Origin of the sequence: Promicromonospora thailandica (assembly GCF_024171955.1) — a bacterium.
Taxonomy (GTDB): Bacteria; Actinomycetota; Actinomycetes; order Actinomycetales; family Cellulomonadaceae; genus Promicromonospora; species Promicromonospora thailandica.
In genome coordinates, this window is the sequence record NZ_JAMTCS010000004.1 from 218,208 (window position 1) to 233,707 (window position 15,500).

The window sequence follows — 15,500 nt, forward strand, 5'->3', positions numbered from 1 at the left end:
GCAGGAGGTGACGGGACGGTGAACACGGGCGCGGGCGCCGAGGACGAGCTCCTCGCCGCCGTCCACGACGCGCACGCCGACGCGCTCTACCGCTACGTCGTGCGCCGCACGGGCGACGAGGAGGAGGCGCGCGACGTGGTGCAGGAGACGCTGCTGCGCGCCTGGCGGCACCCCGAGGTGCTCGAACGCTCCGAGGACTCGGTGCGCGCCTGGCTGTTCACCGTCGCGCGCAACCTCACCGTCGACCACCTGCGCAGCGCCCGCCGCACCCGCGAGCGCGCCACCGGCCACGTGCCGGACCGCGAGGTGCGGGACACGACGCAGGCCGTGCTCGACTCGTGGCTGGTGGCCGACGCCCTGGTGTCGCTCTCGCCCGCGCACCGGGCGGTCGTCGTGGGCGCCTACTACGGCGGCCGCTCGGTGGCCGAGCTCGCCACCGAGATGGGCATCGCCCCGGGCACGGTGAAGTCACGCCTGCACTACGGCCTGCGGGCGCTGCGCCTGGCCCTGCAGGAGAAAGGAGTCACGTCATGATCCCGGTGGCGGACGAGGGACACGGCGGCGACCGCTACGCCGAGTGGGACGCCGCGTACGTGCTCGGTGCCCTGAGCCCGAGCGACCGCCGGGCCTACGAGCGGCACCTGGCCGAGTGCGACGCGTGCCGTTCCGCGGTCGCGGAGCTCGCCGGCATGCCGGGCCTGCTCAGCACGCTCACCGCGGCGCACGCGGAGGCGCTGGCCGCGGACCTGCCGGGCATCGACCCGGGGGACGGCGTCGGCCCGGCCGTCGTACAGGCCGACCACACGTCGGACGTGGTCCCCCTGGCGGGGCTCGCCGGAGCAGCCCGCCGGACACGTCGCCGGCGCCGCACCCTCGCGGCCGTGGCGGCCTCGGCGCTGCTCGCCGTGGGCGTCGCGGGCGGCACGCTGCTCGGCGGCCCGGAGGACGTCCCGCCGACGACGGCCGCCGTCGCCGAGGCCCGCACGGTGCAGCTGCGCCCGGTGGGCGACGTCGACATGCGCGCCGAGCTGGTGGTCACGCCCACCACCTGGGGCACGAGCCTGCGCTGGAGCTGCCACTACCCGCCGGCCCCCGGACAGGAGCCGCCGGACCGCGACTACACGCCGTCCGAGCCCATCACCTACGACCTCGTGCTGGTCGCGCGCGACGGCGCCCGCACGGTGGCGGGCACGTGGTCCTGGTCGGGCGGCGCGACGATCGGGCTCGACGCTTCGTCGGCCCTGCCGCTCACCGAGGTCGAGCGCGTCGAGATCACCCTCGACGGACAGGAGGAGGCGCTGGCCTCCGCGACGCTGTAGGTCACGCCGGCCGGTCGGGTTCGTACCGCGGCTCCAGCACCACCACCGGCGTCTCGGTGGACCGGAGTGCGGCGTGCGCGTCGACGTCGTGCTCCGTCTGCCGCCACGCCGCCCACAGGCGCTCCCGCTCGTGACCGTGGGCGGCGCGGGCGCGCACCAGGCGTTCGCCGTCCACCAGGTTCACGGTCGCGTCGGGGTGCACCCGCAGGTTGCGCCACCACGACGGGTCGCCCTCGGCCCAGCCGTTCATGGCGAGCGTGACGAGGTTGGGGCCGTCCTCGATGTAGGCGACGATCACGCTGTGCTCGAGGCAGGTGCGGCGGCCCGACGTGGTCAGCCGCATCATGCCCCAGCGGTCGGACCGCGGGCGGCGCAGACCGAACCGGCCGCCGCTCAGGTCGTACAGCCGGCGGTGCACGGACCAGGCCGTGCGGACGAACCAGCGTGGCGGGACCCGTGGTGCCCGCACCTCGGACGTGCTCTCGCCTGCCATGGCGACCTCCGGCGTGTCATCCGCCGGCCGGCCGTCGCGGCCGACCGTGCGGACCTGCACCTCCCAGGGTAGGGACGCGGCCCGGCGGCGGCCACGGTTCCGCGGGACAAATTCCGGCGTGCCTCAGCCCCAGATCGCGTCGGCCCACTCCGGGTGGTCGACGAACGGGTTGCGGTTGTGCTGGAACTGCTCGTAGACCACGTCGTTGCGGCGGGCCTCGAAGGCCGACACGGGGTCGGCGTCGTTCCAGGCCAGGAGCGTGGAGAGCTTGCCATGGTAGGGCGCGGAGCCGTTGCTCACGGAGTCGTTGGGCTCGAGGTCGGCGAAGCCGTCCTCCCCCTCCCAGCGCACCGCCATGTAGAGGATCATGCGGGCGACGTCGCCCTTGACCTCGTCGCGCGGCTCGAACGAGTCCGAGTCGGTGAAGTTGCCCGGCGCGCCGTTGACGGCGCTGCCGCCGGTGTCGAAGTCCTTGTTGCCGCGGATGCTGTTGACCTGCACGTCGGTGGGCCGCAGGTGGTGCAGGTCGGTGCCGGGGCCGGTCGACGTGCCGAAGTCGCCGTGCGACTTGGCCCAGACGTGCTCGCGGTTCCAGTCGCCCACGTCGCCGCCGTTCAGGCTCTTGGCCCGCGACTGCCCGCTGTACAGCAGGATCACGTTGTTCGAGTTGGCCGGGTCCTGGTCCGTGGCCTTCAGCCCGTCCCACACCTGGCTGTACGACAGGGCGTCGGCGTCGCTGATGATGTCGTTCAGCTCCGCCTTGAGCGCCTCGCCGGTGAGGCCCTCGGCGCTGTCGTAGTAGCCGGCGGGCACGTCGGCGGCCGGTGCCTGCGCCGCCGCACCCGGTGCCGCCAGCACCCCCGCCGCGACCACCAGCGCGGACACCCCTCCGGCCCATACCCGTGCGAGACGTGTGCGCATCGTCGACCTCCGTGTCGTCAGGCCCGCGACCCCGTCCAGGCCGCGGTGCCCGACCACACTTCCACGGCGGACCCGCCGGACTGAAGGTCCCTCAGTAAATTCTGGGTGAAATCTCCCGACACATCGTGCTTTCACCTGGTCTGCCCGGGGCTCCGTCAGGCGGCCACCACGGCGACCCCGGTGCGACCGCCGTCGACGTCGAGCACGGTGCCGTGCACGAACCGGGCGTCGTCGGAGGCGAGATAGACCACCGCGGCCGCGATCGCGTCCGGGTGGCCGGGGGCGCCGGCCGGCGTACCCACGGTCATGTTCTCGGAGAAACCGATCGACGGGTCGAGGTCCGGCGGCCGGATGACGCCCGGCGAGACGGCGTTGACGCGCACACCCCGCGGGCCGAGCTCGGCCGCCCAGGACCGGGTCAGCGACTCCACCGCCGCCTTGGTCGCGGCGTAGGCGCCGCCCGTGGGCCCGGCGAGCCGGGCGACCCACGACCCGAGGTTGACGACGACACCCCCGCCGTCGGCCACCATGCGCGGCGCGACCGCCTGGGTCAGGAAGTACGGCGCCTTGACGTTCACCGCGAACAGCCGGTCGAACGACGCCGAGTCGGTGTCCGCGAGCGTCGGTGCCGAGCGATAGATGCCGGCGTTGTTCACGAGCACGTCGATCCGCCCGCCCAGCACGTCCGCGGCCGCGGCCGCGAGCGCGTGGCTGGCCTCGGGTGTGCCGTCCAGGTCGGCGCGGACGAGGTCGACGACGCCGCCCGCGGCGCGGATGTCGCGCACGACGGCGTCTCCCCGCCGCTGATCGCGTCCCGAGACGATGACGTGCGCGCCCTCGGCGGCGAGCGCCTGGGCGATCGCTCTGCCGATGTTGCTGGTGGACCCGGTCACGAGGGCGGTCCGCCCCTGCAGTCTCTGCGTCATGCCGTCGACGGTAGGAACCCATTTTTGGACTGGCAAGTCCAGAATTTCGACCGTACCGTCAGAACGTGAAGCTGACGCCGAAGGGCCGGGCGACCCGGCAGCGCATCGTCGAGGGCGCCGCGACGTATCTGCGCGGCACGGACCCCGGAACGGCCACGCTGGACGACATCCGGACCGTGACCCGCACCAGCAAGGGGCAGATCTTCCACTACTTCCCCGGCGGCAAGGACGAGCTGCTGCTCGCCGTCGCCCGGCACGAGGCCGACCGCGTGCTGCTCGACCAGGAGCCGCACCTGAGCCGCCTGGACTCCTGGGCCTCGTGGACGGACTGGCGCGACTCGGTGCTGGCCCGGTACCGCAGCCAGGGGCGCCGCTGCCCGCTCGCGGCGCTGATGGATCAGGTCACCACCACGCCGGGGTCGGTCGAGGTGGTCACGGAGCTGCTCGACCAGTGGCAGCGCCGGGTCGCCGCCGGCGTGGTCGCGATGCAGGAGGGCGGCCGGGTCAGCACGGACCTGGACCCCGCCCGGGTGGCCGCGGCCTTCGTGGCCGGGATCCAGGGCGGGGTCCAGGTGCTGCGCGCGACCGGGAGCACGGACCACCTCGAGGCGTCCATGGACCTGATGATCGACTACCTCCGGGCGGCGTGACGGTACCCGGCCACGCCACCCCCCTACTTGATGGCGCCCATCGACAGCCCGCGCACGAGCTGCTTCTGCGCCACCCAACCGGCGATGATCACCGGCAGCGACGCCAGCAGGGCCGCCGCGCAGAGCCGCGCCAGGAACAGGCCCTCGCTCGTCATCGTGGACACGATGAGCACGGGCACGGTCGCCGCGCGGGACGCGGTGAGGTTGAGCGCGAAGAAGAACTCGTTCCAGGCGAAGATGACGCAGATCAGCGCCGTCGCGGCGATGCCGGGGGCCACCATGGGCATGAGCACCGACCGCAGGGTGCGCATCAGCCCGGCCCCGTCCACGGACGCCGCCTCCAGCACCTCCCCCGGCACCTCCAGGAAGAACGACCGCATCATCCACACCGCGATCGGCAGGTTCATCGCGGTGTACAGGACCACGAGGGTCCAGATGTTGTCGAGCACCTTGAGCTGTCCGGCCACCACGTAGATCGGCACGATGACCGCCACGACGGGCAGCATCTTCGTGGAGATGAAGAAGAACAGCACGTCGCTGACCTTCTCCACCGGTCGGATCGACAGCGCGTACGCCGCCGGGATGCCGAGCAGCAGCACCAGCACCGTGGACACGCCGGTCGCGATGGCGGAGTTGGCCACGTAGGTGCCGGACCCGCCCTCGATGACGGCCCGGAACTGGTCGAGCGTGGGCGCGAAGAACCACGTGGGCGGGTCGGACGCCGCCTGGTTCTCCTGCTTGAACGCCGTGGCCGCCATCCAGGCCACCGGGAAGAAGAAGGCCAGCGCGAGCAGCCAGGTCAGCGTCGTCAGCACGCCACCGGTCGCCCGGCCGCGGGACGTACGGGTCACGTCGGACATGCTCACTCCTTGACCTCGAAGCTGCGGAAGATGAGGCGCAGCGCCGCGGAGGCCACGATGATCGTGGCGATCACGACGACGACGCCCATGGCGGCGGCCTGCCCGATGTCGAAGCCGAGGAACGCGCGCTGGTAGATGTAGAACGGCAGGTTGGCGCTGGCCGTACCGGGCCCGCCGGCCGTCATCAGGTAGATCTGGTCGAAGGTGTTGACCACATAGATGACGCCCAGCAGCACGCCCAGCTCGATGTACCGCCGCAGGTGCGGCAGCGTGATCGACGTGAAGGTGCGCCACGGCCCCGCGCCGTCGACCGACGCGGCCTCCAGCACGTCCTTGGGCTGCGCCTGCAGGCCCGCGAGCACGAGCAGCATCATGAACGGCGTCCACTGCCACACGAGCGCCATGAGGATGGCGACGATCGGGTAGGTCGAGGTCCAGTCGACCGCCTCGATGCCCACCAGCCCGAGCGTCCAGTTGAGCAGGCCGTACGTGGGGTTGAGCAGCGCCACCGACCACAGCACGGAGCTCGCCACCGGCATCACCAGGAACGGCGTGATGAGCATGGTGCGGGCCACGCTGCGCCCGGCGAAGGGCCGGTCCAGCAGCAGCGCGAGCACGATGCCGAGCACCATCGCCACGAGCACGCAGCCCAGCGTGATGACCACCGAGTTCAGCGCGGTCTGCCGGAACGTCGAGTCGGCGGCGATGTCCAGGTAGTTGGACAGGCCCACGAAGATGTCCTCGCCCGGCCGCAGCAGGTTCTGCGAGCGCAGCGAGTACCAGATGGTCACGAGGAACGGGAGCTGCGTGACGATGATCGTGAAGATCAGCGCGGGCAGCAGCGGCCCGCGTCGGCGCCAGCCCTCCGCGCGGCTGACGGCGCGTTCCGACGCCGCGGCGCGTGCCGCCCGGCGGGAGCCCTCCAGCCGGTCGATGGTCGAGGTGCTCATTGCTCCTCCTGGGCCCGGTAGGTCTCCGCCACGGTGTCGGCGTAGCGCTGGGACTGTGCGATGGCCTCGTCGACCGGAACCTGGCCGGCGATCGCCGCGGACATCTGCTGGCCCACCCGCGTGCCGAGGTCCTGGAACTCGGGGATGCCCACGAACTGGATGCCCGGGTAGGGCACGGGGTGGGTCATCGCGGAGTCCTGCGTGGCCCCGTTCATGGAGTCGAGGGTCGCGTCGGCGTAGGCCTGCGAGACCTCGGCGTACTCGGGGATCTCGTAGGTGGACAGGCGGCTGCCCGGGGGCACCCGCTCCCAGCCGATCTCCTCGCCCACGAGCTCGATGTACTCCTTGTTCGTCATCCAGGACACGAAGTCCCAGGCGGCGTCCTTGTGCTCGCTGGTGCTCGGGATGGCCAGCGACCAGCTGTACAGCCAGCCGGCGGACTCGGTGTCGGCGACGGGCGCGGGCGCGTAGCCGACCTTGCCCGCCACGGTGGAGGACGCCGGGTCCTCGACGGTGGAGACCATCGACGTCGCGTCGTACCACATGGCCGACTGGCCCTGCGCGAACCGGGTGAGGCAGTCGCCGAACCCGGAGGTCGCGGCGCCCGGCTGGCCGAAGGACTGCACGGTGTCGATGTAGGTCTCGATGGCCTCGCGGCTCTCGGGCGTGTCGAGGGTGGCGTTCCAGTCCTCGTCGAACCAGCCGCCGCCGAACGTGTTGATCGCGGTGCTCATCGGGGCCATGACCTCGCCCCAGCCGGCCAGGCCGCGCAGGCAGATGCCGGAGAAGTCCTGCGCCGGGTCGTTCAGCTCGCCGGCCAGCTCCCGCACGTCGTCCCAGGTCGGCCGCTCGGGCATCTCCAGGCCGGCCTCCTCGAAGAGGTCGGCCCGGTAGGCCAGGAACGACGACTCGCCGTAGAACGGCACGGAGTACATGTCGTCCTCGTAGGAGAGCGCCTCGCGGACGCTGGGCACGAAGTCGTCGGCGTCGTACCCCTCGGTCGCGTCGATGTACGGCTGCAGGTTCTCGATCCAGCCGTTCTCGGCCCACATGGGCGTCTCGTAGTTGGAGATCATGACGACGTCGAACTCGCCGCCGCCGGTCGCCACGGACGCCGTGATCTTGGCCCGGGCCTCGTTCTCGGGCAGGGACACGAACCGGACGTCCACGCCCGGGTGCGCCGCGCGGAACACGTCCTGCAGCGAGATCGCGTCCTGCATCTGCGGGTTGGAGACGATCGCGACGACGATCTGCTCCCCCTCACCGCCACCCACGGCGCCCGCCCCGGCACAGCCGGACAGGGCCAGCGCGACGGCGGCCGCCCCGGCGGCCAGCGTCGCCCTCACCGGTGAACCACCCCTTGGAGGTCGGAACATCCTCGTCCTCTCCTCGGCACAGCCTGCTCTGCCGCGCTCATTTGAGAAATTGTGCGTGCTCATCTGCAAACGCAGAGTAGTTCGCTATGCTCAGGTGAGCAAGACCCCCCGCTCAACGGTGCCCGGAGGCAAGCCTCCACGCACCGGACCGAAAAGCTCCCGCCGACGCCTGCGGGGAGTGAGGACGCAGGTGACCCAGAACGACTCGAACCTCATGGTCGAGGTGAGCACCGACTACTACCTCGACGGCAGGTCGAAGGTGGAGATCGCGCGCCGTCGCGGCATCTCGCGGTTCCAGGTGGCCCGCCTGCTCGCGCAGGCGCGCGAGCTCGGCGTGGTCCGCATCGAGATCACGCCGCCCCGGGCCGACGGCGAGCGCGGCGCACGCCTCGCGGCCCGGCTGGGCCTGCGCGAGGTGCTCATCGCGGCCAGCGCCGAGGACGTCACGACCACCCGCGAGAACGTGGCCGTCGAGCTCGCCCGCGCGGCGCGCGAGCACATCGCCGAGGGCAGCACCGTCGGCATCTCCTGGTCCCGCACCGTCGAGGCCGCGGTGCGGCACATCGGCCGGCTGCCGCACTGCGACGTCGTGCAGCTCGTGGGGGCGCTGCCCGTCGAGGGCAGCGGCAACTCCCTGGGCCTGATCAACACGTTCGCGCAGATGCCCGGGGTGCGCACGTGGCCCGTCTGGTCGCCGCTCCTGGTGGCCGACGCCGCCACCGCCGCGGGCATGCGCCGCCAGCCGGAGATCGCCGACGCCCTGGCCCGCGCCGACCACCTGGACGTCGCCGTCGTCGCGATCGGGCACTGGTCCGAGCGCACCTCGACCGTGTTCCCGCAGATCAGCCCCAAGGAGCAGCAGGCGGCGACGGCGGCAGGCGTCGTCGCCGAGTGCTCGGGCCGCCTGTTCGACGCCGCGGGACGCCCCGTCCGCACGAGCCTCGACGAGCGGGTCGTGGGCGTCACGCTCGAACAGCTCGTCGGCACGCCGGAGGTGATCGCGATCGGCTACGGATCCGCCGTCGCGCCGGGCCTGGTCGCCGCCGTCCGTGGCGGCATCGCCAACACCCTGGTGGTCGACGACGCCGCGGCCACCGCCCTGGAGTCCCTCGCCCTCTGACCCGTCGTCAGGTGCGGGCCACCAGCTCCTCGACCGTGGCGCGGGCGCCGCGCTCGTGCAGGGACGCGAGCGCCGCCGTGTACGCCGCGGTGAACCGCTCGTCGTCGACGAGGTCGCCGAACACCTCACGGTCGCGCAGGAAGGCCAGCGGGTCGTCGCGCTGCGCGAGCGCCGCCCGGTGCAGCCGGCCGGCGAGGCGGTCCACGATCTCGATGGGCTCGCCCGCCTCGTCCACGCCCTCGTCGTACCGCGCCCAGGAGGCGACCACGAGCGCCGCGTGCTCGATGGGCCCGCCGTGCTCCAGGTGGTACCGCACCACGGGCAGCAGCCACTTGGGGATGCGGTCGGACGACTCGGCGCACAGGCGGGCCAGGGTGTCGGCCACGTGCGGGTTGGCGAACCGCTCGACGAGCGTGCGCTTGTACGCGGGCAGGTCGATGCCCGGCACGGGGGCCAGCGTGGGCGTGCCCTCGCGGTCCATGTAGCCGAGCAGGAACCGGGCGAAGACGTCCTGGCCCGCGACCTCGTGCGCGTACCGGTGCCCGGACAGGTAGCCCACGTAGCACAGGGCCTGGTGGCCGGCGTTGAGCAGGCGCAGCTTCATGAGCTCGTAGGGCTCGACGTCGGACACCACCTGCACGCCCGCGTCCTCGAACGGCGGGCGCCCGGTGGGGAACGTGTCCTCCAGGGCCCACTGCTCGAACGGTTCGGCCACGACGGGCCAGGCGTCGTCGATGCCGAAGCGTTCGGCGACCATGGCGCGGTCGGCGTCGGTGGTGACGGGCGTGATGCGGTCGACCATCGAGCTCGGGAAGGCGACGTTCGCCTCGATCCAGTCGGCGAGATCGCCGTCCTTCGCGCGGGCGAACGTGGTGAACGCACGCTTCGCGACCTCGCCGTTGCCCTGGATGTTGTCGCAGCTCATCACGGTGAACGGCGGCACCCCGCGGTCGCGGCGGCGGCGCAGGGCCTCGGTGACCAGCCCGAACGTCGTCGCCGGCACGGCGCCGTCGGCCAGGTCGGCGGCGACGCCCGGGTCCGTGAGGTCGAACTCGCCCGTCACGTGGTGGATGTTGTACCCGCCCTCGGTGACGGTGAGGGAGACGATCCGCACCTCGGGCGAGGCCATCTTCTCCAGCACGGCCTCGGGGTCGTCGGGGGCGAGCAGATACTCCGTGATCGACCCGATGACCCGTGCCTCCAGGCGCCCGTCGGGATGCTTGAGCACGAGGGTGTAGAGACCGTCCTGCGCGGCCAGCGCGTCGCGCATGCGCGCGTCGCCCGGCAGCACGCCGACGCCGCAGATCGCCCAGTCGAGCGCCGCGCCGTCGGCCATCAGCCGGTCCAGGTACATGGCCTGGTGCGCGCGGTGGAAGCCGCCCACCCCGAGGTGCACGATCCCGGTGGTCAGCCGGGTCCGGTCGTAGGCGGGGACGGTGAGGTCCGCGCCCTCGGGCGCGGACCCCACCAGACCGTCCACGGTCTTGTCGCTGAGTGCCGTCATCGTGCTCCTCCGCCGCCCTTCCGACTCGATCGAACCGTCGTCAGGCTAACAGATGAGCATGCCGCCGCTCACAGATGAGCGAACGTCAGGCCGGGAGCGTGACGGGGAACGGCTCGCCGAAGTCCGCGGACCGGCTCACCGCGCTCCACCGCAGGTCGGACTCCAGGAGGCGGCGGTCCTGCGCCGTCGACATCTCGGTCGCGTTCACGCCGAGCGGGAGGTTGTCGGGCAGGTCGTCGTGCGCGGCGAGCTCGACGAGGATCTGCGCGGCGCGGTCCGGGTCCCCGGCGGTGCCGGAGTCGCCTTGCCGCAGCCGCGTGTTCATCGCACCGACGGTGGCCTCGTACTCCGGTGGCACCTCGGCCACGGACATGGACGAGCCCGCCCAGTCGGTGCGGAACCCGCTCGGCTCCACGACGAGCACCCGGACGCCGAACGGCGCGGTCTCGGTGCGGAGCACGCGGCTGAACCCGTCGATGGCGAACTTCGCCGCCTGGTAGGACCCGATGCCCGGCGAGCCGCCGACCCGGCCACCCACCGAGGAGAACTGGATCACGAGGCCGCCGCCCTGCTCCCGGAGCAGGGGGAGCGCCGCCTTGGACACGTTGTAGACACCCCAGAAGTTGGTCTCGAACTGCGTGCGGAAGTCGGCGTCGGGGGTGGTCTCGATGGGGCTGACGTTGGCGTAGCCCGCGTTGTTGACGATCACGTCGAGCCGCCCGAACCGGGCCGCGGCCTCGGCGAGCGCCGCACGGGCCGCCGCCGGGTCGGTCACGTCGAGCGGGAGCGGGAGCACCCGGTCGCCGTACTCGGCGACGAGGTCGTCGAGCTGTTCGGGGCGCCGCGCCGTGGCGGCGACCCGGTGGCCGGCGGCGAGCGCCGCGCGGACGAGGGAGCGGCCGAAGCCGCGGGACGAACCTGTGATGAACCATGTCTGCTGCTGCATGGCTTTAATACAACATCGTTGCGCTACATTGCGCAACCCCGTTGCGCTAAGATGTGAGCATGCCGACACGCGAGTTCCAACGGGCCCGTTCCCCCGAGGCCAAGCGCCTCCGCGAGGACGCCATCCTGGACGCCGCCCGCCGGCTCGGCGCCGAGCGCGGCATCCGGCAGGTGACCCTGACCGACATCGCCGAGGCCGTGGGCATGCACAAGTCGGCGATGCTGCGCTACTTCGAGACGCGCGAGGAGATCTTCCTGCGGCTGACGGCCGAGGGCTGGCGGGACTGGGCGCCCGACCTCGCCGAACGGGTCGGCGCCCTCGCACGGCCGGACGCCGACACCGTCGCCGCCGCGTTCGCCGCGACACTCACCGCACGCCCGATGTTCTGCGACCTGCTGGCCCAGACGCCGCTGAACCTGGAGCGCAACGTCTCGGTCGAGAAGGTCCGGGAGTTCAAGCTGACGACCGGCGACGGGCTGGGCGTGATCCTGCCCGCCGTCCGTGCGGCGCTGCCGGCGCTCACGGAGCAGGACGGCGTCGACCTCGTGGCGGCGGCCACCTCGCTGGCGGGCACGCTCTACCAGATCGCCACCCCGGGTCCGGAGGTGGCGGCGCTCTACCGCTCCGACCCGCGGCTCGCGCACGCCCTGGTCGACGTCGAGCCGCAGCTGTCCCGGATCCTCGCGTCGATGCTCCGCGGGCGGATCGCCGAGCGCACCGCCTGAGGCGATCAGGCCCCGATCGCCGCCGCGTACCGCCGGGACAGCACCCCGAGGTGCTCCACCAGCCCGGGCGGGCCGTCGACCGTGAAGTCGAGCCCGAGCATGCCGATCCACACGGCGACGGTCTCCAGGCTGTCGCCGCCGGTGACGAGCACGCAGCTCGCGTCGTCGCGCGGCTCGACCGTGCCGACCGCGGGGTTGATGCGGGCCAGCACCTCGTCGGCCGGGGCGTGCACGAGCACCCGCGCGTGCACGGACCAGCCCGTCCGGGCCACCTCGCGCACCACGAACTCGGTAAGGTCGAACGGCGGCGTGGTGGGCACGAACCGCCGTCCGCCCGGGACGCGCAGCTCGAGCCAGTCCACCCGGAACGGCTCCCACTCCCCCGACGCGACATCGCGACCCACGAGGTACCAGCGCCGCTGCCACGCCACGAGCCGCGCGGGCTCGACCTCGCGCGGCTGCTCGCCGCGGTACCAGAACCGCAGGCCCTGGTGGTCGCGGATCGCCGCGGCCAGCTCGGTGAGCAGCGCGGGGTCGACGGCAGGGTCCTCGACGTTGCTGCTGGTGTTCGCCGGACCGGCTTCCGTCGCGTCGCGCAGCGCCGCGACCTGGCGGCGCAGCCGGTCGGGCAGCACGTGCTCGAGCTTGCCCAGTGCCCGCGCGCTGCTCTCCTCGATACCGGCGACGGCCCCGGCGGCGCGCAGCCCCACCGCGATGGCCACCGCCTCCTCGTCGTCGAGCACCAGGGGCGGCAGCTTGCCGCCCACCCCCAGCCGGTAGCGCCCGCCGGGGCCACGCACGGCGTCCACGGGGTAGCCCAGGTCACGCAGGCGGGCGACGTCGTTGCGCACCGTCCGGCCGGTGACGTCGAGCCGCGCGGCGAGCTCGGCGCCGGACCAGTCCGCACGCGACTGGAGCAGGCCCAGGAGGGCGAGCAGGCGGCCCGCGGTGGTGGTCATTCCGGGCTCCTCGGATCTTTTTCTGGTTCGCCGAGAATACAGGAAAGGAGCGTTCCGGAACCCTCCGTAGTGTCGGAGACATGGACACCACGCAGAGCACCGACATCCGCCCCTTCCGCATCGCGATCCCCCAGGCCGACCTGGACGACCTGGCCGACCGCCTCGCCCGCACCCGCTTCGCACCGGCCGCACCCGGTGACTCCTGGGAGTACGGCACGCCCGAGTCCTACCTGCGGAACGCCGTCGAGCACTGGCGCACCGCGTTCGACTGGCGCGCCGTCGAGGAGCGGGCCAACGCCTTCCCCCAGTTCCTCACGGAGATCGACGGCCAGACCGTGCACTTCCTGCACGTCCGTTCGGCCGAGCCGGGCGCACGGGCGCTCGTGCTGACCCACACCTACCCGGGTTCGTTCCTCGACTTCCTCGACATGATCGGCCCACTCACCGACCCGGTCGCGCACGGCGGCCGCGCCGAGGACGCCTTCCACGTCGTGATCCCGTCGATCCCCGGCTTCGGCTTCAGCACCCCGCTCAGCGAGCCGGCCGACGGCGGCACCTGGACCATGGCCCGCGTCGCCCGCACCTGGGACACCCTCATGCGGCGGCTCGGCTACGAGTCCTACGGCACGCACGGCAGCGACGCCGGCACCATGATCGGTCGCGAGCTCGCCGTGCTGGACCCCGAGGGCTTCCTGGGCGCGCACCTGCTCCAGCTCTTCTCGTTCCCCTCCGGTGCCGAGGGCGAGATGGACGGGTTCGGCCCGAAGGAGTTCGCCGCGCTGGAGCACATGCAGTGGTTCCAGAGCGTGGGTGCCTACAACGCGATGAACGGGTCGCGGCCCCAGACCATCGCGGCGGCGCTCAGCGACTCCCCCGTGGGCCAGCTCGCCTACAACGAGCTCTTCGAGAACTTCGGCAACGGCACCAGCCTGGTCTCCCTCGACCAGGTGCTGGCGCAGGTCAGCCTCTACTGGCTCACCAACACCTCCGCCACGGCGGTGCGGTACCACTTCACCGAGCAGCGCTCGGGCGCCGAGCCGGTGGTGAGCACGGGGCGCATCGGCGTCGCCGTCTTCGCCGACGACTTCCAGACCATCCGGTCGCTCGCCGAGCGCGACAACGCCCGCATCGAGCACTGGTCCGAGTTCCCGACGGGCGGCCACTACGCGGCCCTGGAGGTCCCGGACGTCCTGGTCGGCGATCTCCGCACCTTCTTCGAGACCCCCTGACCCACCCGCCGAAGGAGAACCGTGGCGAGATAGAACTCTGGCGAGATAGAACTCTGGCGAGATAGAACTCTGGCGAAGTAGAACTCTGGCGGAATCCGATTCCGCCAGAGTTCTACTTCGCCAGAGTTCTATCTCGGCAGGGTGGGGTCAGTGGGCGTGGGTCGGCGTGCGGGTCGGCGCCCGTGACGCCGCTCAGCTCGTTCGGGGTGACGCCGAGTTCCGCCGACCTCCACACCTCGCCCGTCTCGACGTCGACCGCGTGGATCGAGTCCGTCGCCGGGTCGGTCACGTAGACCGAGCCGTCCAGGGCGAGGACCGCGGGCCGCGGCTCCTGCCAGTCGAGCGGCTCCTCCCACGCGTCGATGACCGGGACGGACGCCGTCACCTCGGCCGACTCGGGGTCGATCACGTGCAGCTGCCCGTCGGTGCCGAGCACCAGGGCCTCGCCCTCCTCGCCCCGGGCGAGCGACCGGAAGGTGTACGACGACGGCAGGTCCACCAGCTCGAGCGAGCCGTCCCGCGTGTCGATCAGGGACACTCGCGTGGGGCGCTCCAGCTCAGCGTCCTGGTCGGTCTTGTAGTCGCCGAGCACGATCGGGGACGCCTCGGTGCCGGCCTGGTTGCCGATACGGCCGTACGCGTCCGGGGCCTCGACCTTGGTGATCTCGCCGCCGGCGTAGACCACCGCGCCGTCCTCGCAGCCGATCACCACGGCCTCGTCGGCCGCGACGGCCTCGCCGTGCACCCCGGGACACTCGTCCGACGCCGCGATCTCCTCGCCGTCGCCGTCCAGCACCCGGATGCCGGTGCGCTCCTCCTCCGTACCCTCGGAGACGACCAGCGTGTCGTCGCTCAGCTCGACAGCCACCCCGTGATGGGCCGACGGCGTGGTGTGCTCCCGCACCGGTGCGTCGCCGTCGGCCACATGCGCCGAGTCGATCACCCGGACCAGGCCGCTGCCGTCGTCGAACAGGGCGGTGCGGCCCTCGTGCACCACGACATGACCGGGTTCGGCGGCGTCGTACCGCACGTCGGTCAGCCTGGGCTCGGCGGTCCAGAAGTGCGCGTGGTCGCCGTGGGCCTCGGCCCAGGTGCCCAGGTCGAGCGCCTGGAATCCGCCGGTGGCCGAGACGAGCAGGTGGCGCTCGTCGCCGGCCGGGTTCAGGCGCGCGAAGCCCTCCAGCGCGATCTCGCCGACGGGTTCGAGGCTCATCGCGTCCAGCACGAGCACACCGCCGTCGTAGGTGACGGCGAGGCGCGGCGTGCTCGCCTGGGCCTCGGTCGCGTCGTGCTCGCCCTCGTGCTCGTCCTCGTGGGCGTCCGTGACGGACGGCGACGCCGAGCCTGCCGCCGCCCCGTCCCCCGTGGCGCAGGCACCGAGCAGGAGCAGCGGCAGCACGGCCGCGAGGCTCGTCAGTGTTCTCTTCATGATTCTCCTCCTAGAATGACAATCATTCTCATACCGGGACGGAGTCAACCAGATGTGAGAACGATTCTCAAACAAGGAGGGCTGCGGTCGCGC

The 15,500-nt window shown here is 72.2% G+C and carries 16 protein-coding genes; 6 read left to right on the forward strand and 10 right to left on the reverse strand.

Annotated elements, in window-relative coordinates:
- Positions 1-18: 18 nt before the first annotated feature.
- Positions 19-534 carry a sigma-70 family RNA polymerase sigma factor gene (locus APR03_RS08110; RefSeq protein ID WP_253834492.1) on the forward strand — a complete coding sequence of 172 codons (516 nt, stop codon included), beginning with the start codon at positions 19-21 and terminating at the stop codon, positions 532-534.
- Positions 531-1,319 (forward strand): anti-sigma factor family protein, encoded by a 789-nt coding sequence (locus APR03_RS08115; RefSeq protein ID WP_253834494.1) that lies wholly within the window; start codon positions 531-533, stop codon positions 1,317-1,319. The genes APR03_RS08110 and APR03_RS08115 overlap by 4 nt, the downstream gene beginning before the upstream one ends.
- A 1-nt stretch (position 1,320) precedes the next feature.
- Here the strand turns inward: APR03_RS08115 and APR03_RS08120 are convergent, their stop codons facing one another.
- The 3 genes from APR03_RS08120 to APR03_RS08130 all read right to left on the reverse strand — a co-directional run bounded on the left by APR03_RS08120 (position 1,321) and on the right by APR03_RS08130 (position 3,659).
- The gene (locus tag APR03_RS08120) at positions 1,321-1,812 is read right to left on the reverse strand and encodes a nitroreductase/quinone reductase family protein (RefSeq protein ID WP_253834496.1); all 492 of its coding nucleotides are present in this window, start codon (positions 1,810-1,812) and stop codon (positions 1,321-1,323) included.
- A gap of 123 nt (positions 1,813-1,935) precedes the next feature.
- A complete protein-coding gene (locus APR03_RS08125) occupies positions 1,936-2,733 on the reverse strand; it encodes an endonuclease I family protein (protein WP_253834497.1) in 798 nt (265 codons plus the stop codon).
- A 155-nt stretch (positions 2,734-2,888) separates the two neighbouring features.
- A complete protein-coding gene (locus APR03_RS08130) occupies positions 2,889-3,659 on the reverse strand; it encodes an SDR family NAD(P)-dependent oxidoreductase (RefSeq protein ID WP_253834498.1) in 771 nt (256 codons plus the stop codon).
- Positions 3,660-3,724: 65 nt separating this feature from the next.
- Between APR03_RS08130 and APR03_RS08135 the strand changes: the two genes are divergently transcribed.
- A complete protein-coding gene (locus APR03_RS08135) occupies positions 3,725-4,309 on the forward strand; it encodes a TetR/AcrR family transcriptional regulator (protein ID WP_253834499.1) in 585 nt (194 codons plus the stop codon).
- A gap of 23 nt (positions 4,310-4,332) precedes the next feature.
- Here the strand turns inward: APR03_RS08135 and APR03_RS08140 are convergent, their stop codons facing one another.
- The 3 genes from APR03_RS08140 to APR03_RS08150 are packed head-to-tail and all read right to left on the reverse strand — an operon-like array spanning position 4,333 to position 7,465.
- Complete coding sequence (locus APR03_RS08140) at positions 4,333-5,169, reverse strand: carbohydrate ABC transporter permease (RefSeq protein WP_253834500.1); 837 nt, start codon at positions 5,167-5,169, stop codon at positions 4,333-4,335.
- Positions 5,170-5,171: 2 nt separating this feature from the next.
- Positions 5,172-6,119, reverse strand: coding sequence for a carbohydrate ABC transporter permease (locus tag APR03_RS08145; protein WP_253834501.1), 948 nt, complete (start codon positions 6,117-6,119; stop codon positions 5,172-5,174).
- Positions 6,116-7,465, reverse strand: coding sequence for an ABC transporter substrate-binding protein (locus tag APR03_RS08150; protein ID WP_253834503.1), 1,350 nt, complete (start codon positions 7,463-7,465; stop codon positions 6,116-6,118). The genes APR03_RS08145 and APR03_RS08150 overlap by 4 nt, the downstream gene beginning before the upstream one ends.
- 220 nt (positions 7,466-7,685) lie before the next feature.
- Between APR03_RS08150 and APR03_RS08155 the strand changes: the two genes are divergently transcribed.
- A complete protein-coding gene (locus tag APR03_RS08155; RefSeq protein WP_253834505.1) occupies positions 7,686-8,615 on the forward strand; it encodes a sugar-binding transcriptional regulator in 930 nt (309 codons plus the stop codon).
- Positions 8,616-8,622: 7 nt separating this feature from the next.
- Here the strand turns inward: APR03_RS08155 and APR03_RS08160 are convergent, their stop codons facing one another.
- Together APR03_RS08160 and APR03_RS08165 are read right to left on the reverse strand one after the other, a co-directional pair.
- A complete protein-coding gene (locus tag APR03_RS08160) occupies positions 8,623-10,119 on the reverse strand; it encodes a mannitol dehydrogenase family protein (protein WP_253834507.1) in 1,497 nt (498 codons plus the stop codon).
- 85 nt (positions 10,120-10,204) lie between these two features.
- On the reverse strand, positions 10,205-11,065 hold the full coding sequence (locus APR03_RS08165; RefSeq protein WP_253834509.1) for an SDR family NAD(P)-dependent oxidoreductase: 861 nt from the start codon (positions 11,063-11,065) through the stop codon (positions 10,205-10,207).
- A gap of 59 nt (positions 11,066-11,124) precedes the next feature.
- On the opposite strand from APR03_RS08165, the gene APR03_RS08170 reads away from it, so the two are divergent.
- Positions 11,125-11,790: a TetR/AcrR family transcriptional regulator gene (locus APR03_RS08170; protein ID WP_253834510.1), complete on the forward strand. Its 666-nt coding sequence runs from the start codon at positions 11,125-11,127 to the stop codon at positions 11,788-11,790.
- A gap of 5 nt (positions 11,791-11,795) precedes the next feature.
- On the opposite strand, the gene APR03_RS08175 is transcribed toward APR03_RS08170, so the two are convergent.
- On the reverse strand, positions 11,796-12,749 hold the full coding sequence (locus tag APR03_RS08175) for a helix-turn-helix transcriptional regulator (protein ID WP_253834511.1): 954 nt from the start codon (positions 12,747-12,749) through the stop codon (positions 11,796-11,798).
- A gap of 80 nt (positions 12,750-12,829) precedes the next feature.
- Between APR03_RS08175 and APR03_RS08180 the strand changes: the two genes are divergently transcribed.
- Positions 12,830-13,978 (forward strand): epoxide hydrolase family protein, encoded by a 1,149-nt coding sequence (locus APR03_RS08180; RefSeq protein WP_253834513.1) that lies wholly within the window; start codon positions 12,830-12,832, stop codon positions 13,976-13,978.
- 112 nt (positions 13,979-14,090) lie between these two features.
- On the opposite strand, the gene aztD is transcribed toward APR03_RS08180, so the two are convergent.
- Positions 14,091-15,407: a zinc metallochaperone AztD gene (gene aztD, locus APR03_RS08185; protein WP_253834515.1), complete on the reverse strand. Its 1,317-nt coding sequence runs from the start codon at positions 15,405-15,407 to the stop codon at positions 14,091-14,093.
- Between the last annotated feature and the right edge of the window lie 93 nt (positions 15,408-15,500).